At 72.7% G+C, this 15,495-nt stretch carries 15 protein-coding genes; 5 read left to right on the forward strand and 10 right to left on the reverse strand.

The genetic code is table 11. The features are described from left to right. Positions 1-101 precede the first annotated feature (101 nt). Entirely contained in the window at positions 102-2,669 is a 2,568-nt protein-coding gene (locus tag Voc01_RS14915) for a tetratricopeptide repeat protein (RefSeq protein ID WP_203928005.1), read from the reverse strand. Positions 2,670-2,883: 214 nt separating this feature from the next. Here Voc01_RS14915 and Voc01_RS14920 point away from each other — a divergent pair, with 214 nt between their 5' ends. Both Voc01_RS14920 and Voc01_RS14925 read left to right on the forward strand, forming a co-directional pair. Then, positions 2,884-3,513 carry an NAD(P)-dependent oxidoreductase gene (locus Voc01_RS14920; RefSeq protein WP_203928006.1) on the forward strand — a complete coding sequence of 210 codons (630 nt, stop codon included), beginning with the start codon at positions 2,884-2,886 and terminating at the stop codon, positions 3,511-3,513. 51 nt (positions 3,514-3,564) lie between these two features. Next, entirely contained in the window at positions 3,565-4,245 is a 681-nt protein-coding gene (locus Voc01_RS14925) for an SDR family NAD(P)-dependent oxidoreductase (protein ID WP_203928007.1), read from the forward strand. On the opposite strand, the gene Voc01_RS14930 is transcribed toward Voc01_RS14925, so the two are convergent. Continuing rightward, positions 4,227-5,330 (reverse strand): nucleoside/nucleotide kinase family protein, encoded by a 1,104-nt coding sequence (locus Voc01_RS14930; RefSeq protein ID WP_203928008.1) that lies wholly within the window; start codon positions 5,328-5,330, stop codon positions 4,227-4,229. The genes Voc01_RS14925 and Voc01_RS14930 overlap by 19 nt on opposite strands. 94 nt (positions 5,331-5,424) lie before the next feature. On the opposite strand from Voc01_RS14930, the gene Voc01_RS14935 reads away from it, so the two are divergent. Further along, positions 5,425-5,940, forward strand: a complete 516-nt coding sequence (locus tag Voc01_RS14935) for a SigE family RNA polymerase sigma factor (protein ID WP_239160203.1) — start codon at positions 5,425-5,427, stop codon at positions 5,938-5,940. After that, on the forward strand, positions 5,940-6,830 hold the full coding sequence (locus tag Voc01_RS14940) for a hypothetical protein (protein ID WP_203928010.1): 891 nt from the start codon (positions 5,940-5,942) through the stop codon (positions 6,828-6,830). The genes Voc01_RS14935 and Voc01_RS14940 overlap by 1 nt, the downstream gene beginning before the upstream one ends. Positions 6,831-6,867: 37 nt before the next feature. Here Voc01_RS14940 and Voc01_RS14945 read toward each other — a convergent pair whose 3' ends face one another. The 8 genes from Voc01_RS14945 to Voc01_RS14980 form a co-directional block, all read right to left on the reverse strand. Continuing rightward, positions 6,868-7,464: a GTP-binding protein gene (locus Voc01_RS14945; protein WP_203928011.1), complete on the reverse strand. Its 597-nt coding sequence runs from the start codon at positions 7,462-7,464 to the stop codon at positions 6,868-6,870. Continuing rightward, positions 7,445-7,822 carry a DUF742 domain-containing protein gene (locus Voc01_RS14950; protein ID WP_203928012.1) on the reverse strand — a complete coding sequence of 126 codons (378 nt, stop codon included), beginning with the start codon at positions 7,820-7,822 and terminating at the stop codon, positions 7,445-7,447. Before Voc01_RS14950 ends, Voc01_RS14945 begins: the two co-directional genes overlap by 20 nt. After that, on the reverse strand, positions 7,815-8,240 hold the full coding sequence (locus Voc01_RS14955; protein WP_203928013.1) for a roadblock/LC7 domain-containing protein: 426 nt from the start codon (positions 8,238-8,240) through the stop codon (positions 7,815-7,817). The genes Voc01_RS14950 and Voc01_RS14955 overlap by 8 nt, the downstream gene beginning before the upstream one ends. A gap of 23 nt (positions 8,241-8,263) precedes the next feature. Then, entirely contained in the window at positions 8,264-10,534 is a 2,271-nt protein-coding gene (locus tag Voc01_RS14960; protein WP_203928014.1) for a sensor histidine kinase, read from the reverse strand. Positions 10,535-10,712: 178 nt separating this feature from the next. Continuing rightward, positions 10,713-12,269 (reverse strand): prenyltransferase/squalene oxidase repeat-containing protein, encoded by a 1,557-nt coding sequence (locus Voc01_RS14965; protein ID WP_203928015.1) that lies wholly within the window; start codon positions 12,267-12,269, stop codon positions 10,713-10,715. Continuing rightward, positions 12,266-13,180, reverse strand: a complete 915-nt coding sequence (locus tag Voc01_RS14970; protein WP_239160204.1) for a terpene synthase family protein — start codon at positions 13,178-13,180, stop codon at positions 12,266-12,268. The genes Voc01_RS14965 and Voc01_RS14970 overlap by 4 nt, the downstream gene beginning before the upstream one ends. A 140-nt stretch (positions 13,181-13,320) precedes the next feature. Then, positions 13,321-13,917: a uridine kinase family protein gene (locus Voc01_RS14975; protein ID WP_239160205.1), complete on the reverse strand. Its 597-nt coding sequence runs from the start codon at positions 13,915-13,917 to the stop codon at positions 13,321-13,323. Between the two features lie 24 nt (positions 13,918-13,941). After that, positions 13,942-14,898 (reverse strand): DMT family transporter, encoded by a 957-nt coding sequence (locus Voc01_RS14980; RefSeq protein ID WP_203928016.1) that lies wholly within the window; start codon positions 14,896-14,898, stop codon positions 13,942-13,944. Between the two features lie 70 nt (positions 14,899-14,968). On the opposite strand from Voc01_RS14980, the gene Voc01_RS14985 reads away from it, so the two are divergent. Next, on the forward strand, positions 14,969-15,439 hold the full coding sequence (locus Voc01_RS14985; RefSeq protein WP_203928017.1) for an Lrp/AsnC family transcriptional regulator: 471 nt from the start codon (positions 14,969-14,971) through the stop codon (positions 15,437-15,439). The last annotated feature ends 56 nt before the right edge of the window (positions 15,440-15,495 follow it).

Below are 15,495 nucleotides of genomic sequence, written 5' to 3' on the forward strand. Positions count from 1 at the left end.
CTTGGAACTTCCACAGCCGACCCGTCGGCGGACAGCCAGGGGTCGGACACGGGGACAGCCTCCAGCGGGCGGAACGGGATCGTCGCGGTCGACGGTGGATACTACCGAGCGAAGCCGGGGCTGACCGGGTTTCGCGTGGTCTCTCCGGGTTGAACGCCGCCAGCTGCCTCCCGCCAGTGGGCGATGTTGTTGCGGGTGATGAGGGCGTCCGGGTGATCGGGCCCGAGGACCCGCAGCTGGTCGGCCAGCAGGTCCTGGAACGAGGCGGCGGCGCCGGCCGGGTCGCCGGCCTTTCCCTGCCAGTAAGCGATGTTGTTGCGGGTGGTGAGGGTGTCGGGGTGGTCATGTCCGAGGACACGCAGCTGGTCGGCCAGCAGGTCTTCGAGGGCGGTGGCGGCCCTGGCCGGGTCGCCGGCCTTTCCGTGCCAGTGGGCGATGTTGTTGCGGGTGGTGAGGGTGTCGGGGTGGTCGGGGCCGAGGACGCGCAGCCGGTCGGTGAGCAGGTCCTGGAACGCGGCCGCGGCTCCCGCCGGGTCGCCGGCGTGCCCACGCCAGGAGGCGATGTTGTTGCGGGTCGTGAGGGTACCGGGATGATCGGGGCCGAGGACGCGGAGCCGGTCGGTCAGCAGGTCCTGGAAAGCTTCGGCGGCGCTCGCCGGGTTGCCGGCGTGTCCGCGCCAGGACGCGATGTTGTTGCGCGTGGTGAGGGTGTCGGGGTGGTCGGGGCCGAGGACGCGGAGCCGGTCGTCGAGCAGGTCCTGGAACGCGGCCGCGGCCCCCGCCGGGTCGCCGGCGTGCCCGCGCCAGTAGGCCAGGTTGTTGCGGGTCGTGAGGGTGTCGGGGTGGTCGGGGCCGAGGACGCGGAGCCGGTCGTCGAGCAGGTCCTGGAACGCGGTGGCGGCTCCCGCCGGGTCGCCCGCCTCTCCGCGCCAGTAGGCGAGGTTGGCGCGCGTGGTGAAGGTGTCGGGGTGGTCGGGGCCGAGGACGTGCAGCCGGTCGGCGAGCAGGTTCTGGAAGGCGGTGGCGGCTCCGACCGGGTCGCCGGCGTGCCCGCGCCAGGACGCGAGGTTGCTGCGGGTCGTGAGCGTGTCGGGATGGTCCGGGCCCAGAACCCTCAGCTGATCGGTGAGCAGGTCCTGGAATGCGGTGGCGGCGCCAGCCGGGTCGCCGGCGTGCCCGCGCCAGGACGCGATGTTGTTGCGCGTGGTCAGGATGTCGGGGTGGTCGGGACCGAGGTGGTCGACGGCTGTCCCGTGAAGGTCGGCGAAGTAATCGATGGCCGCGCCGACCTGGCCTGTCTCCCCGAGACTGTTCCCCGCCCGGAACAGGGCGACGTGCCCTCCATCGGAGTCGGTCCACAGCAGGCGGCCGGCGACGCGACGCAGGTACGCGGTGTTGGACCGGAGTGCCTGCGCGTGACCGGCGTCGCGTTCGATGCGGGGCCACGTCTGGACGAGCGCGTCGGCGGTGGCGCGCGACACCGTAGCCCTGCGGTCGACGTCGCACGCTTCCCGGACCGCGCGCTGTACGAGCGCGTGGACGCGGACGCTGTCCGCGTCGTCTTCGATGTCGACCAGGTTGAACTGGTGTAGGAGCTGCAGCCCTTCGTCGACGTCGTCGGCGTCGACCTCGCGGCCGAGGCGGCCGCCGACGTGGTCGGTGAGCGCGGCCGTGGCGAACAGTCCGGCCGGAATCCCGTTCGGGTCGAGCAGGGCGGCGACCTCGAGCAGCGGCCGGGCGACGCCGACCGGGCGCAGGCTGTTGGCGCGGTCGATGGAGAGTCGCCAGGTGGCGGCGACCGTCTCCTGGTGCTGATCGGGGAGCGCGGCCGGTGCGAGATCAGCGAGCAGGCGCCGTTGGTCGGCGAGTTTGTCCCGGTACCGGGCACACGTCATGCGGGCACGCTGGCTGCGGATGTAGGCCGCGGCCTGTGCCAGCGCGAGGGGAAGGTGTCCGAGATCGTCGGCCAGCTCGGCGGCCCGGTCGAGCCGGTCCGGTTGGTCGCCGAGCTTGTCACGCAGGTACCCGAGGGACTCGGTCGGAGTGAACACGTCGACGTCGACCAGCTCCCGGCCGTCGAGCATGACGGGGTCGCGGCGGCGGGTGGTCACCACCGTCCGTCCGGTCGGCGCGTCCGGCGGCCAGAGGCCGGCCAGGTCGTTGGGGTCGGCCAGGTCGTCGAGGACGATCAACCAGCGCCTGCCGTGCCGCTCCGCCGCCCACGCGAGGAAGCGCCCGGCCGAGCTCTCCTGGTCGGGGTCGTCGAGCCCGGTCACCTTCCGGGCCGCCTCGGAGTACGCGCTGACGATGCTGGTCCGCGACGTCGCCGTCACCCACACGAGAAGGTCGACGTCCTTGCCGGCCCAACGGCGATGGGCCAGGGCGGCGGCGAGCTGCGTCTTGCCGACACCGCCCATGCCGGCGATCACCTGGCAGACCACCACAGTTCCGGGCGTACCGGTGGCGTCGGCGAGCTTCCGGTCGGCCGGTCGGTTCTGCCGTGAGTCGGCCAGCGGCGGCAGCACCCCGGCCATGCAGGGCCAGGTGACGGGCGCCCGGCCGCCGAAGTAGTTCCGCTGGACGTTGCCCCTGCCGAACTGGGGGCCCTGCGCCGCGCGCGCGTCGATCGACGATGCGTCGTCCGGGTCGGGAGAACGCGTTGTGGTCACCGATCCGAACGCCCTTCGAGGTGCTACCCGACGCCGACGCTCGATTCTCGCAACCGACGGTCACCGCCGCAGTGCGATGAATGTCTGTTTCAGGACCCCGGACGACCACCGGCGGGTGAGCACCCGGACGCGTTCCGCTGACCGTCCGGCCGATGCGTGCGCTCGGGCAGCAGTGTGACCCACGGTGCACAGGGCCCGTGTTAGCGTCGCGTCCATGCGGCTGGCAGTGATCGGCGCCGCTGGCCGGATCGGCAGCCGGATCGTCACGGAGGCCCGTGGCCGCGGCCACGAGGTGACCTCCGTGGTCCGGACGGGCGGCGATGCCGACCACGTCGTCGTGGCGGACGTGTTCGATCCGTCCGCGGTCGCGGCCGCGGTGGCCGGAGCCGACGTCGTGGTGAACGCGGCCGGGCACGCCGCCCAGCTCGACGACGCGGGGTTCTACGTCCGGGCGGCCCGGTCGGTCGTGGCCGCGCTGCGGACGCTCGACCCGCCACCGCGGCTCATCGTCGTCGGTGGCTTCGGCAGCCTGCGCGACCCCGCCGGCGGGCAGTACGCCGACCGGCCCGGCCTGCCCGTACAGGCCGCGCCGGAGATCGTCGGCCAACGCGACGCACTGACCTACTACCGCGACGTCGAAGACCTTTACTGGACCTATGTGAGCCCGCCACCCGGCGGCATCGCGCCCGGCGAGCGCACCGGCACGTTCCAGCTCGCGCGCGACACGATCGGCGACCGCGAGGTGAGCTCGACGCTGGTCTCCATGGAGGACTACGCGATCGCCGTGGTCGACGAGGCGGTGCACGCGCGGCACCCGCACGCCTGCGTCGTCGTCATGGGATGACGACGGAGTCACCGGCGGTGAGCCGGAAAGCGGGAAAGGGACCGACGGAGCGTGATCGTACTGGTGACGGGCGGCAACCGGGGTATCGGGCACGAGGTGTGCCGCCAGTTCGCGGCGCGTGGCGACACCGTCGTGCTCACCGCCCGCTCGACGGCGGCGGCAACCGACGCGGCGGCCGCGATCCCGGGCGAGGTCCATCCGCTCTGCCTCGACGTGACCGTCGAAGCGGACGTCGTGCGGGTGGCCGGAACCGTCATCGAGCGGTACGGGTACGTCGACGCGCTGGTGAACAACGCCGCGATCCTCTACGACACGTGGCAGCACGCGCCCGACGCCGACCTCGACCAGGTGCGGCAGGCCGCCGAGACCAACCTGTACGGGCCCTGGCGGCTGGTGCAGGCGCTGCTGCCGGCCCTGCGGGCCAGCGCGCATCCGCGGGTCGTCAACGTGAGCAGCGAGGCGGCGTCGTTCGCCTCCATGGGTGGCGCCACGCCGGCGTACACCGCGTCGAAGGTCGGGCTGAACGCGTTGACCCGCATGCTCGCCGCCGACCTGCGCGGCGACGGCATCCTCGTCAACGCCGTGTGCCCCGGCTGGGTCGCCACCGACATGGGCGGCGCCGGCGGGCGTCCGGTCGGGGAGGGCGCGCGCGGCATCGTATGGGCGGCGGGTCTTCCCGACGACGGCCCGACCGGCGGCTTCTTCCGCGACGGTCACCCCCTGCCCTGGTAACGCACGATCTCGTCCACGAGATCGGACACCTCCCGGCCGTCGGTGTCGAGGAGAACGTCGCAGACCCCCGCGCGCTCCCGGGCCTGTGCCGCCGCCCGGTCGGCGACCTCGCGTAGCGCCGGCTCCGGCCGCCCGATGAGCGGGTCGCCGGCGAGGTCGATGGCACCGACTCCCCGGCCGCGCCTCAGGATCCGCTCGCGCAGCGTGTCGGCGCCGGCGTCGAGCCGGTACACGGTCAGCCTCGCGGCCGGGAGCGCCGCGGCGTACGTGCGCAGCGCCTGCGCGGTCTCGACCTCGCCGCCCACCACCATCCGGCGGGCGCCCGCGCGGTGGTAGGTCGACCACAGCGCGGCCAGGTTGGCGGCCTTGAGCCGGTGGTCGGCGGGAGCCGGACGGTGGAAGCCGATCTGTTCGAGGTCGACGAACGCGGCATGGGTGCCCGACGTGCGGATCCGGTCGTACACCTGCCATCCGACCGTCGACTTGCCCACGCCCGTCACGCCGCACACCAGCAGCACCTCGCCGGGAGCGGCGCAGGCCAGCGAAGGTCCATTGTGGACAGACGGGTACGACGCGTCGAGCCGCACCCGGTCGACGACCTCGGCGACCCCCAACCCGGTGGTGTCGACGCACTCGTCGTCGGCGTGATTCACCTCCAGCTCCGCGGCGTACGCCAGCTCGCGCGAGATGTCCTCACCCGGTCGCGCCCGGCCAGCCAACCGCCGGCGCAGTTCGCCCGGATCGGCCCGCAGCCGCAGCGTGCGCACCGCGGCGTGCGGCAGCAGGTCGCGGTCGACCCCGCGGCGGGCGTCGACCACCCCGGAGACCACGAGCAACCGCGCCCCCGCGGCCCGCTGGTTGACCACCACCGCGTCGAGGTTGCGCGCCTTCATCCGGTACCGGCCGGGATCGTCGGGCGGTTCGGGCGTGCGGTCACCGGCCGTTGGCGGGCCGTGACACATCCCGAGCTGGTCGATGTCGACGTAACCGGCCGGAAAGTCGAGCCGGGTGAACACCTCCCAACCCACCGTGGTCTTGCCGACCCCCGGCGGACCGTACAGCCACAGCACCGGCAGAGCGTCCACCCGTCCATCTCACCGCGTCCGGCAGGATATTTTCGCCGGGCCGCTCAACCTTTCCCGCGGTGGCGTCGTCATGACCGCGACGAGAGGAGAACCCGTGCTATGGAAGCGGAGCTTCGAAGGGCTCGAGGCACTGGTCGCCGAACGCGGCAACGCGTTGCTGGCCACCGCGGTACTGCTCACCGGCAGCCGCGCGGCGGGGGAGGACCTGCTGCAGTCGGCCCTGGAGCGGCTGATGCGGTCGTGGGGCAAGGTCCGTGAGGACCGGGAGGGCTACCTGCGCCGCATCATGTACAACCTGGCGGTCGACCAGTGGCGCCGGCGCAGGCGCCGTCCCGAGGTCTTCGTCACCGCCGAGCCGGTGGGCCCGACGGACCTCTCCGACGTCGTCGCCCTGCGGCAGGCGCTCGTCGTGGCACTGGCGCAGCTGCCGCCCCGCCAGCGGGCCGTGCTCGTCCTGCGGTACTGGGAGCAGCGCACCGAGGCCGAGACCGCCGAGATCCTCGGCTGCTCCGTCGGCAGCGTCAAGTCGACCTCCTCGCGGGGCCTGTCCCGTCTCCGCGAGCTGACCGCGAGCTGGGACACCTTCCCGATCCCGAACGGAGCGATGTGATGACCACCGACCTGGAAGAGCACCTGGCCGCCGGCATGCGCCAGGAGACGCGCGGCATCGCGCTCACCGACGACGTCCTGGGCCGCGCCCGGCGCGGCTACCGCCAGCGTGCCGCGGTGACCCGGCTCGGTTACGGCCTCGGTGTGGTCGCCGTCGCCGGCGCGCTCGCCGCCGGGCTGTTCGTCACCGCGCCGGAGCAGACGAGCGACGAGACGGTGGCACAGCAGTCACCGGCGCTCCGGCTCGCGAACGCCGCCACGGCGAGCAACAGCACCAGCTACCGGATCCGGTTCGAGACGAAGGCCCGGGCGAGCAGCGACGGCGTCCAGCAGCCGGAAGGCCCGCCCGTGGTGTGGGAGGGCGCGTTCGACCCGAACACGGCGACCGGGTACGCGAAGTCGTCCTTCGAGTGGGGGGTCACCACCGAGCTCCTCATCAAGGGGACCCGCTACGTCGGCACGGAGCCCCGCGCCGACGGCAAGCTGCCGCCCGGCGAGCACGAGCAGTACAGCCTCTACGGGCAGTACCCCGGCACCCACGACCGGCTGACGTACGGCGCCGCGGAGATGCCGGTCCTCAACGCCGCCGCGCCCGACCCGGCGGGTCTGCTGAAGGCGCTGCGCGAGGCGGACGCCACGGTCACCGAGAAGCCCGACGGCACCCTGACCTTCTCCTATGCCACCACGGCCGATCACGGCTCGCAGACGTTCAAGGGTGACGTGACCCTCGACGGCACCGGCCGCATCGCGTCGATGGTCGTCGTGGCCACCTGGGAGACGACCATCAAGAAGCGCCTGGACAAGGGCGAGGTCATGATGACGACCACGTTCTCCGACTGGGGCCTGCCGGTCACCGTCGAACGCCCGGCGAAGGTGCAGCCGGTCACATGAAGGGAACCGCGGAGGGCCCGAGCGGCCCTCCGCGGCGTCACGCGTCGACGCGCTTGCGCCGGCCGATCTCGTTGGCGTGCTGCAGCAGCGTGATGAGCACGTTCTTGCTCGACTCCCGCTCGCGCGCGTCGCACAGCAGGACCGGTACGCCGTCGTCGAGGTTGAGGGCGAGTTGGACGTCTTCGAGTTCGTACTGTTTGGCGCCCTCGAAGCAGTTCACCGCGACGACGAACGGCGTGCCGCGCCGCTCGAAGTAGTCCACCGACGGGAAGCAGTCGGCGAGGCGCCGCGTGTCGGCGAGCACCACCGCGCCGATCGCGCCGATCGCGAGTTCGTCCCAGACGAACCAGAAGCGGCTCTGCCCCGGGGTGCCGAACAGGTACAGGATCAGCTCGGGCGAGAGGGTGATCCGGCCGAAGTCCATGGCGACGGTCGTGGTCGCCTTCTCCTCGATGCCCGACAGGTTGTCGATGCCGATGCCCTCTTCGGTGAGCACCTCTTCGGTACGCAGTGGCCCGGTCTCGCTGACCGCGCCGACCATGGTGGTCTTCCCGGCGCCGAACCCGCCGGCGACGATGATCTTGATGGTGGTCGGCAGTACGGCAGGCACGGGGTCAGAGAGCACGGAGTCCATTGATCGCCGCCTCGATGATGTGCGTGTCGGTGAACCCGTCCGGCGCTTGGGGTTCCTGGATGTGCACCAGTCCACGTTCCAGCAGGTCACCGAGCATCACGCGGATGGTGCCGAGCGGCAGCTGCAGGTACGCGGCCAGCTCGGCGACCGACTGCGGGCGGGTGCCGAGCCGCAGGATCGACGCGTGCTCCGGCCCGATGCCGATGTCGTGCGGCGTCGCGGGGCGCAGCGTCGTCACGAGCGAGATGATGTCGAAGTCGCCGTGGGCGTGGCGGGTGCGTCCGCGGGTGATCGCGTACGGGCGCACCACCGGGCCGGCGTGGTCGTCGACCCAGAGCTCGTCGGGGGTCTCACTCATCCGGAACCTCGCCGGAGGACGGCGGTTCGGTGGTTCGCTGGGGCGAGGTCAGGAACCGGTCGGCTCGGGTGACGAGCATGGCCATCTCGTAGGCGATCAGCCCGAGGTCGGCGTCCTCCGAGGCCAGCACGGCCAGGCACGCGCCGTGCCCGGCGGCCGTGATGAGCAGGAACGACGACGCCATCTCGACGATGACCTGCTGCACCGGCCCGCCCTTGAACCGGTTGCCCGCGCCGCGGGCCAGGCTCTGGATCCCGGAGGCGATCGCGGCCAGGTGCTCGCCGTCGTCCTTGCTCAGGCCGTGGGACGAGGCCTTCAGCAGGCCGTCGACGGAGAGCACGACGGCGTGCTCGGCTTGCTTGACCCGACCGACGAGGTCATCGAGTAACCAGGTCAGGTCGACATTCGGTGTCGCCATCTGTGCCTCTCGTCGTTCTCGGTCTACCGGTCGCCCGTGTCCGGTGGGTGGCTGGGGTCGCGCGGTGGCAGCTCGGCCCGCGCCCGTCGGGTGCCCGCCTGGTACGACGCGATCATGCTGCGGACCCGTTCCGGCGGACGGGGGCGGTCCTCGGGTTCGGCGGCCGGCGGCGGCGCGTCGTCCTGGAGCGGCGTGGGAAGGTTCGCCTGGCGGTTGCGCACCGGGAGACCGGTGGAGGTCTGGCGCTGCACCACCGGCTCGTCGCGGGGCGCGGTGGTCGGTGCGGTCGCGGCCGTCGTCACGGTGTGGGCTGACCGCGTGGAGCCCGCCGTTTCTCCGGAACCCGCGACCGGCGTGGGCTTCGCGGCGCGTTCGGCCGGCGCACCGACGACGGCGGGCACCGGGACCGGCTCGTCGGCCAGCTCGCTGATCAGCTCGCGGGGGATGAGGACGATCGCGGTCGTGCCCCCGTACGGCGACTCGCGCAGCTGCACCCGCATCCGGTGCCGCTCGGCGAGCCGGCTCACGACGAACAGCCCGAGCCGCACCGCGCTGAGGTTGAACTCCGGCGGGCGGGCGATGAGCCGGTTCGCGTCGGCCAGCTCCTGCTCGGTCATGCCGAGCCCGCGGTCCTCGATCTCCACGACGTAGCCGTTCGCCACGAGCTGGCTCTTGACCTGGACCTCGGTGTGCGGCGGCGAGAACGACAACGCGTTCTCGACGAGCTCGGCCAGCAGGTGGATGACGTCGCTGACGGCCCGGCCGGCGAGCCCGTACTCACCGGTCGGCAGCACGGTGACCCGCGTGTAGTCCTCGACCTCGGCGACCGCGCCGCGGATCACGTCGACGATCGGGACGGTGCGCCGCCAGGCCCGGCCCGGTGTCGCGCCCGAGAGCACGATGAGGTTCTCGGCGTTGCGCCGCATGCGGGTTGCCAGGTGGTCGAGCCGGAACAGGTCGTCGAGCTGGGCGGCGTTGTCGTGCCGGCGTTCCATCTCGTCGAGCAGCGTCAGCTGCCGGTGCACCAGGGCCTGCGTGCGCCGGGCCAGGTTGAGGAAGATGTCGCGGACCCCGCGCCGCAGCTCGGCCTGTTCGACCGCGACCCGCACGGCGGTCTCCTGCACGGCGTTGAACGTCTGGCCGACCTGGCCGATCTCGTCGCTGCCGAACTCCAACGGCGGCGCCTCGGTGGCGACGTCGACGGTCTCTCCGCGGCTGAGCCGGTCGACGACGTCGGGCAGCCGCTCGTTGGCCAGGTGCCGGGCCGCCTCACGCAGGCGTTCCAGCTGCCGCAGCAGGGCCCGCGCCGTCGTGATCGCCACGATGACCGACGCGATGACGGTCAGGAGCCCGAGGCCGGCCGCGAGCAGCACCCGGATGACCACCCAGATGGCGACCGGGGTGGCGCGTTCGACCAGCGCCTCGCCACCGGTGAGGACGACGTCGAGGAGGGCCTGCTGGGCGTCGTCGGCGGTCTTGCGCCAGGCGTCGGCGGTGATCTGCAGCCGCAGCGCCGGTCGCGCGTCCGCGATGATCTTGTCTTCGGCCGCGCGCAACGCGGTGGCCGCGGGACCGGCGACCATCGCCTCGTACCGGCCGCGGTCGGCGTCGGGAAGCCGGTCGGCCGCGGCGGCGGCGATCATCCGGTGGTTGCCGACGAACTGGGTGAAGCGGACGTACTCGGCGTCGTTCATGCGACCAGCGGCGAGCGCGCCGGTGACCAGCGCGTCCTCGCGCGACATCAGCTCGCGGGCCTGGTTCAGCTCGATGAACGTGGTGGTGTCCTGTGCGATGCCGGGGTCGTCGAGCTGCCCGAGGGCGGAGTAGACCTGGAAGATCGAGTCGACGACGACGTTGTACGCCTCGGCGGCGGCGACCCGGTCGATGGCACGGTTGTCGATGTCGGAGCGCAGCACGGGCAGCCCGTCGAGCCGCTCGACGAGCTGGTCGAGCCGCTCCCGCAGGTCGTCGTCGGTGGCGATGCCCGCCAGCCGGCCGTCGAGGGAGTCCTTGAACGTCGTGACCAGCCCGTCGATCTTCTGCCGGTGGGCGTCGAGCTCGGCCGGCTTCGGGCCGCTCGCGGTGCCGAGGAACCCGATCGACATCCGCCGCTCCACCTGCAGATCGAGCAGCAGCGGTTCGGAGGGTTCGTAGACGGCGGTGTTGAGTGTCTGCACCCCGAGCAGGTTCAGGCCGTCCCGCAGCGTCACCCACGCCGCGAACGCCCAGAGCGCCGTCAGGGAGAGCAGGAGAGCAACGATCTTGGTACGCAGGCGCGACCCACGGGAGCCCATCACACCATCCACAGCCTGGGATTTGCCGGAACCCGCACCCTCTCGGTTCGGATCGGCCACCGTTCACGCCGGGTTTGTGGCCCGTCGCTCACCGCGTAGCACCCGGGGCACGCTATCAGTACACGCTTCGCATTCCAATACAAACGTTACGAAGCGGTGATCTTCCCTGCGCGAATCGTCAGACTATATCGACCGATGGCCGAGGTCCGCGGTCGCTGGCCAGGTGCAGCGCGGCGATTGTGAATGCGCGCACGATGGCACCGGGTCGGTAGAGGTCCTTGTCGTGCCACAGCGCGGGTCCCGGTGCGTCGATCGTTTCCAGAAGGTACGCGCGACCACGTGCGACGGCCCGCTCGGTGCGGCCGTCGGGTGTCCGTCTGGTACCCAGCAGGACGTGCATCGCGTACGCGGTCTCCTCGGTGGTTCCGGTCCATCGACCCCAGGAACCGTCGGGTCGTTGGGTGTCGAGCACCCACGCCACGGCCCGGTCGACCGCGGGCGTGACCGCCCGGGCCGCCGGCCCCCACCGGCCGAACCGGTCCAACGCGAGGACACAGCACGATGTCGCATAGTACAAAGACGCGTGCCATCGGTCGATCCACGGACCGTCGCTTGTCTGGTGGTCGCACAGCCACCCCGCCAGCCGGTCCACAGTGGGCACCAGACTGTCCGAGATGGACACACCCCCGGTCGCGACGTGCATTCCGAGGGCGTCGAGGACGTGGGCGTTGGTGGTCACCGATACGCCGTTCTCGCCGGGCCAGGTGCAGAAATGCCCGTCGACCCGGTACCGCAGCAGGCATCCGGGGTCCGCCGGCACGCCGAGCGACGCGAGTGCGAACAGCGCCACCGACGTCGTGTCGGCGTCCGCCGGCAGGCCCGGCCCGGCGGCGGTGCCGTCCGGGCCGAGCGCCGCGGCCAGGTCACGCGCCATCGCGGTCGGCGCCGTGAAGGGGACGCCCGTCCGCGCGAGCGTGCTGAGCACCCACGACCGTTCGAACACGGGGATCGGCAGCGCGCACGGCACCGGTCCACCGTGCCGGCGCACCACGGTCTCCAGATACTCCAGCGACGCCAGCGCCGGCCCGGCGGCGTCCGGCCGCGATGCCAGCCAGGCGGCCGTCGCCGCCGGCGACGCGCCGACGATGCCCGACGACCACCCCGCGCCCGGCGGCGGCACGGGATGCACCGCCGGCGCGGCCCGCACGAGGTCGGCCACGGACTCGGCGGCGTGCAGGAGCTTGTCCGGCACCGGTGCGCCCGAGAGCAGCAGCCGGCGTACGGCCGCGAGCCGACCGCCGGTCATGCCCGCCGGCAGCGGCAGCGGCGGTCGGCCACCGGCGCGGTGGAGGTGGTCGTTGACCTGGCCGACCAGGGCCGGCACCAGCAGGTCGGCGGCGGGCGTGTCCGGCACCGTCGCGAGGCGGGGGATGAGCGCGGCCAGCGCGCGCAGCCCCCGGTCGGCGGCCGCGGAGGCGTCCGTCGACAGCAGCGCCCCGACCGCGCTCAACGTGGGGACCAGCGCGTACCCGTCGGGTGCGCCCCACGTCCCGTCGGGGTGTTGGGTGTCGACGAGCCACCGCACCCGCTCGGCGTGGCCGGTGAGCCACGGCGCCAGCGTCACCAGCCGACCGGTCTCGTACACCGACGGGGACGTCTGCCCCCACGGCTCGCGCGCCATGCCGTCGAACAGGCCGCGCACCGCACCCGCCACGCCGGTGACGTGGAGCGTCACAGACGTCCCCAGAAGTCGCCGACCCGGTAGAAGCCGGAGCTGAACCCGATCTGCCGGGCCAGATACACCGCTTCCCGCGGACAGTGCTCCGTCAGCGGCTCCAGCATGCCGAGGCACTCCTCGACGAGCCCGGCGACCATCGCGGTCGCCTCGGCCCGGTCGACGCCGAGCATCAGGACGTTCACGTCGCCCCACGCGACGTCGCGCTCGTACGTCGCGAGGTCGTTGACCAGCCGCAGGATCCGCTGCACGACCCGGCCCGCCGCGGTGAGGTCGGGCAGGTGCGCGAGCGTCGCCGCCTCGCCCAGCGCGATCCAGTGCGAGACGTTGACGAACGACGACGCGAAGCTGTCGGAGTTGGCGAGGTACCGGGCGAGCGTCGGCAGCGGCCCGCCGGCGGCGTGGTCGAGCGTCCACCGCCGTTCGCGGGCCATCGCGCCGAGCACCAGCCGCAGCTCCGTGCTCCAGGCCCGGCGCAGCGTGCGGGTACCCGGGCCCAGCGAGGCCCGGATCTCGGCGAGGAACCGGCCGAGCGCGTCGTCGTCGGCGGGCTCGCGACCGCCGGCGACGGCCAGGCAGCGCGCGACGACGGCGTCGGCCTCGCCGGCCGTCTTCGCCCGGTAGTCGATGCGCCAGTCGGCGGCGCACATCCACAACGCCGTGCGGTTGGCGACCGTGAGCTGGTCACCCGTGCACCAGGGTGCCGCGTTGGCGTTCGCGAGCGCGACCGAGCCGAACAGCGTCCCGTCGAAGGGTTTCGGCGGGAACAGCTCGGGATACGCGACGGCGCGGTCGGTGAGGTCGCGCTGGCCGCGGGCGGCGAGTGCGCCGACCCGGCCGCTCTCGGTCGCCTGCGACAACGCCTCCGTCAGGGTCGCGGCGACGGGAGCCGGGTCCGCGACGGCGGTCAAGGCAGTACGTCAGACAATGGAGGAACCCCCTTTGCCGCGGACCGTCCTTTGTGGTCGGACGGGTGCCAGGCAGGGGTAGATCATCGCACCTGTGATCAAGCGAGCGCTAGGCAGGCAGTGATGGTCATCGTTCATTCATGTCACGTGTCATTCACGTGGGCTTCCGACAAAAGTCCGACTGTGGTGGACGAGGTTCCGTCGACGACGGCGAACGCGCGCTCCCACGCGCGCTGCTCAGCGACGAACGGCTCCTCCTCGGCCATCCACGACTCGTAGGTCTCGCGGCTGACCTCTCCGGCCGCCATGCGCGCCTCGTCGCGGCGGTCGCGGGCCGCCCGCGGGGTCTCGACCCACACGACGCCGTCGAGGTGGTCGGTGAGCTCGCGCCGGCCGGCACCGACCCCCTCGACGATCAGCAACCGCTGGCCGGCCGGAACCACCACGGCGCCGGCCCGGCCACGCTCGTCCCACTTCGGCGGCCGGTACGACACCGCCGCGCCGCGCCGCACCGGCTCCAGGACCCCGTCGACGATCAGGTCGACCCAGTCGAAGACCGAGTGCCACCAGGCGATGTCGTCGGTGTGCACCACGGTCGTGCCGGGAACGGCGTCGGCCAGCCGGGCGGCGAGCGTGGTCTTGCCGCTGGCGCTGCGCCCGTCGACGGCGAGGACGGACGGCCGCCCGGCCGGCGATCCGACGTGGCCGAGGACGAGGTCGGCGAACTCGGAGATCAGCACGGGTGGACCGTACCCACGCCCCGGCTATCCCACGCCGGCGCCGGTCAGCTCCCGCGGCCCCGCTGTGGATCCGGCCGTGGATCCGGCCGCCGGGTTGGTGACCGCCGGCCCGGCCGCCGCCGGGCCGGTCCGCCGCCCGCCGAGGGGAACGGCGTTGAGACCGATGCCCGCGAGGATCGCCGCTCCACCGACGACCTGCGGAACGCCGAGCGGGTCGCCGAACGCGGCCACGCCGAGCACGACGCCGACCAGCGGCTCCAGGTTCAGGAACGCGCCGGCGACCTCCGGCGAGATCCGTGCCTGGGCCCAGGCGAACAGCGTGAACGGCACGAGCGTGCCGCCGACCGCCAGGCCGACCATGGCCGCCATCGGCGCCGCGCCGGGCGCCGCGGTGGGCACACCGTCGACGGCCACCGCCACCGGCAGGGTGCCCAGGGCGGCGGCGGCGAGCTGCACGGCGGTCACCGCGACCGGGTCACGGCCCGCGAGCAGCCGCGGTTGGGCCACCATGAACGCGGCCGCGAACAGCAGCGACACGAGCACGAGGGCGTCACCGGCCAGCGAGGCCGCGCCCACGCCGTCGACACTGATGACCGCGATACCGCCGAGCGCGACCGCGAACCCCAGCCACGCGACCGGCCCGACGCGGCCCCGGCCGAGCCCGACCGTGAGCAGCGCGACCAGCACCGGCATCGCGCCGATCAGCAGGGCGGCGTGCGACACGCTGGTGCGTTCGATGCCGGCGTTCTGCAGCACGATCACCACGCCGTAGCCGGCGACGCCCCACCCGGCGACGCCGGGAGTGAGGGCCCGTCGCAGGTGCCGCCGGCCGATCCACGCCAGCGGCAGCGCGGCCAGCGTGAAGCGGGCGACGGTGAGCCAGGCCGGTCCCCAGTCGGCCAGGGCCACCTTCGACAGGGGAACGGTGGTGCCCCAGAGGAGTCCGGACGAGGTCAGGGCGAGCAGGGTCCTGGTGCGCATGATCCGATGGTCCACGGTCGCTGCTGTATATCGACCCGATCGGCGCCTCGGCTGAACTATATTCAGCAGAATGGCCGTTCGACTTGACGAAATTGACATCCTGCTACTGCGCGAGCTTCAGGAGGACGCCGACCGCACCAACGTGGAGCTGGCCCGGATCGCGGGGCTGTCGCCGGCCGGCACGCTCAACCGCGTGCGCCGCCTGAAGGAGACCGGCGTGGTGCGGCTCATCGCCGCGCGGCTCGATCCGGCCGAGGCGGGCTTTCCGCTGCAGGTGTACGTGTCGGTGACGCTGGCCCGGCACGATCCGCGCGCCAACCGCGGCTTCGAGGACGCGGTGCGGGCCATGCCCCAGATCATCGCGGCCGACTGGGTGGCCGGCGAGATCGACGCGATGCTCCTGGTGGTGGCGCGCGACGTGGCCGAGCTCCAGCAGGTCCTGGTGCGCCTGTCGACGCGCGGCGCCCAGCGCCTGAACACCCTGCTGCGGCTGCAGGAGATCAAGCCGACGTCGCCGCTCCCGGTGCAGCCGACGCCGTGAGGCGGCCTGTTCGTGCTTGTGCGACGCGCAATACAGTTCACAGCGGTCTTTTCGGA

Origin of the sequence: Virgisporangium ochraceum, from assembly GCF_016863655.1 — a bacterium.
Taxonomy (GTDB): Bacteria; Actinomycetota; Actinomycetes; order Mycobacteriales; family Micromonosporaceae; genus Virgisporangium; species Virgisporangium ochraceum.

Bases quoted from the DNA above. Each gene is read 5' to 3' on its own strand.
- Voc01_RS14980 (WP_203928016.1), bottom strand. From the start codon at position 14,898: ATGCGCACCAGGACCCTGCTCGCCCTGACCTCGTCCGGACTCCTCTGG.
- Voc01_RS14920 (WP_203928006.1), top strand. From the start codon at position 2,884: ATGCGGCTGGCAGTGATCGGCGCCGCTGGCCGGATCGGCAGCCGGATC.
- Voc01_RS14945 (WP_203928011.1), bottom strand. From the start codon at position 7,464: ATGGACTCCGTGCTCTCTGACCCCGTGCCTGCCGTACTGCCGACCACC.
- Voc01_RS14955 (WP_203928013.1), bottom strand. From the start codon at position 8,240: ATGGCGACACCGAATGTCGACCTGACCTGGTTACTCGATGACCTCGTC.
- Voc01_RS14940 (WP_203928010.1), top strand. From the start codon at position 5,940: ATGACCACCGACCTGGAAGAGCACCTGGCCGCCGGCATGCGCCAGGAG.
- Voc01_RS14950 (WP_203928012.1), bottom strand. From the start codon at position 7,822: ATGAGTGAGACCCCCGACGAGCTCTGGGTCGACGACCACGCCGGCCCG.
- Voc01_RS14960 (WP_203928014.1), bottom strand. From the start codon at position 10,534: ATGGGCTCCCGTGGGTCGCGCCTGCGTACCAAGATCGTTGCTCTCCTG.
- Voc01_RS14985 (WP_203928017.1), top strand. From the start codon at position 14,969: ATGGCCGTTCGACTTGACGAAATTGACATCCTGCTACTGCGCGAGCTT.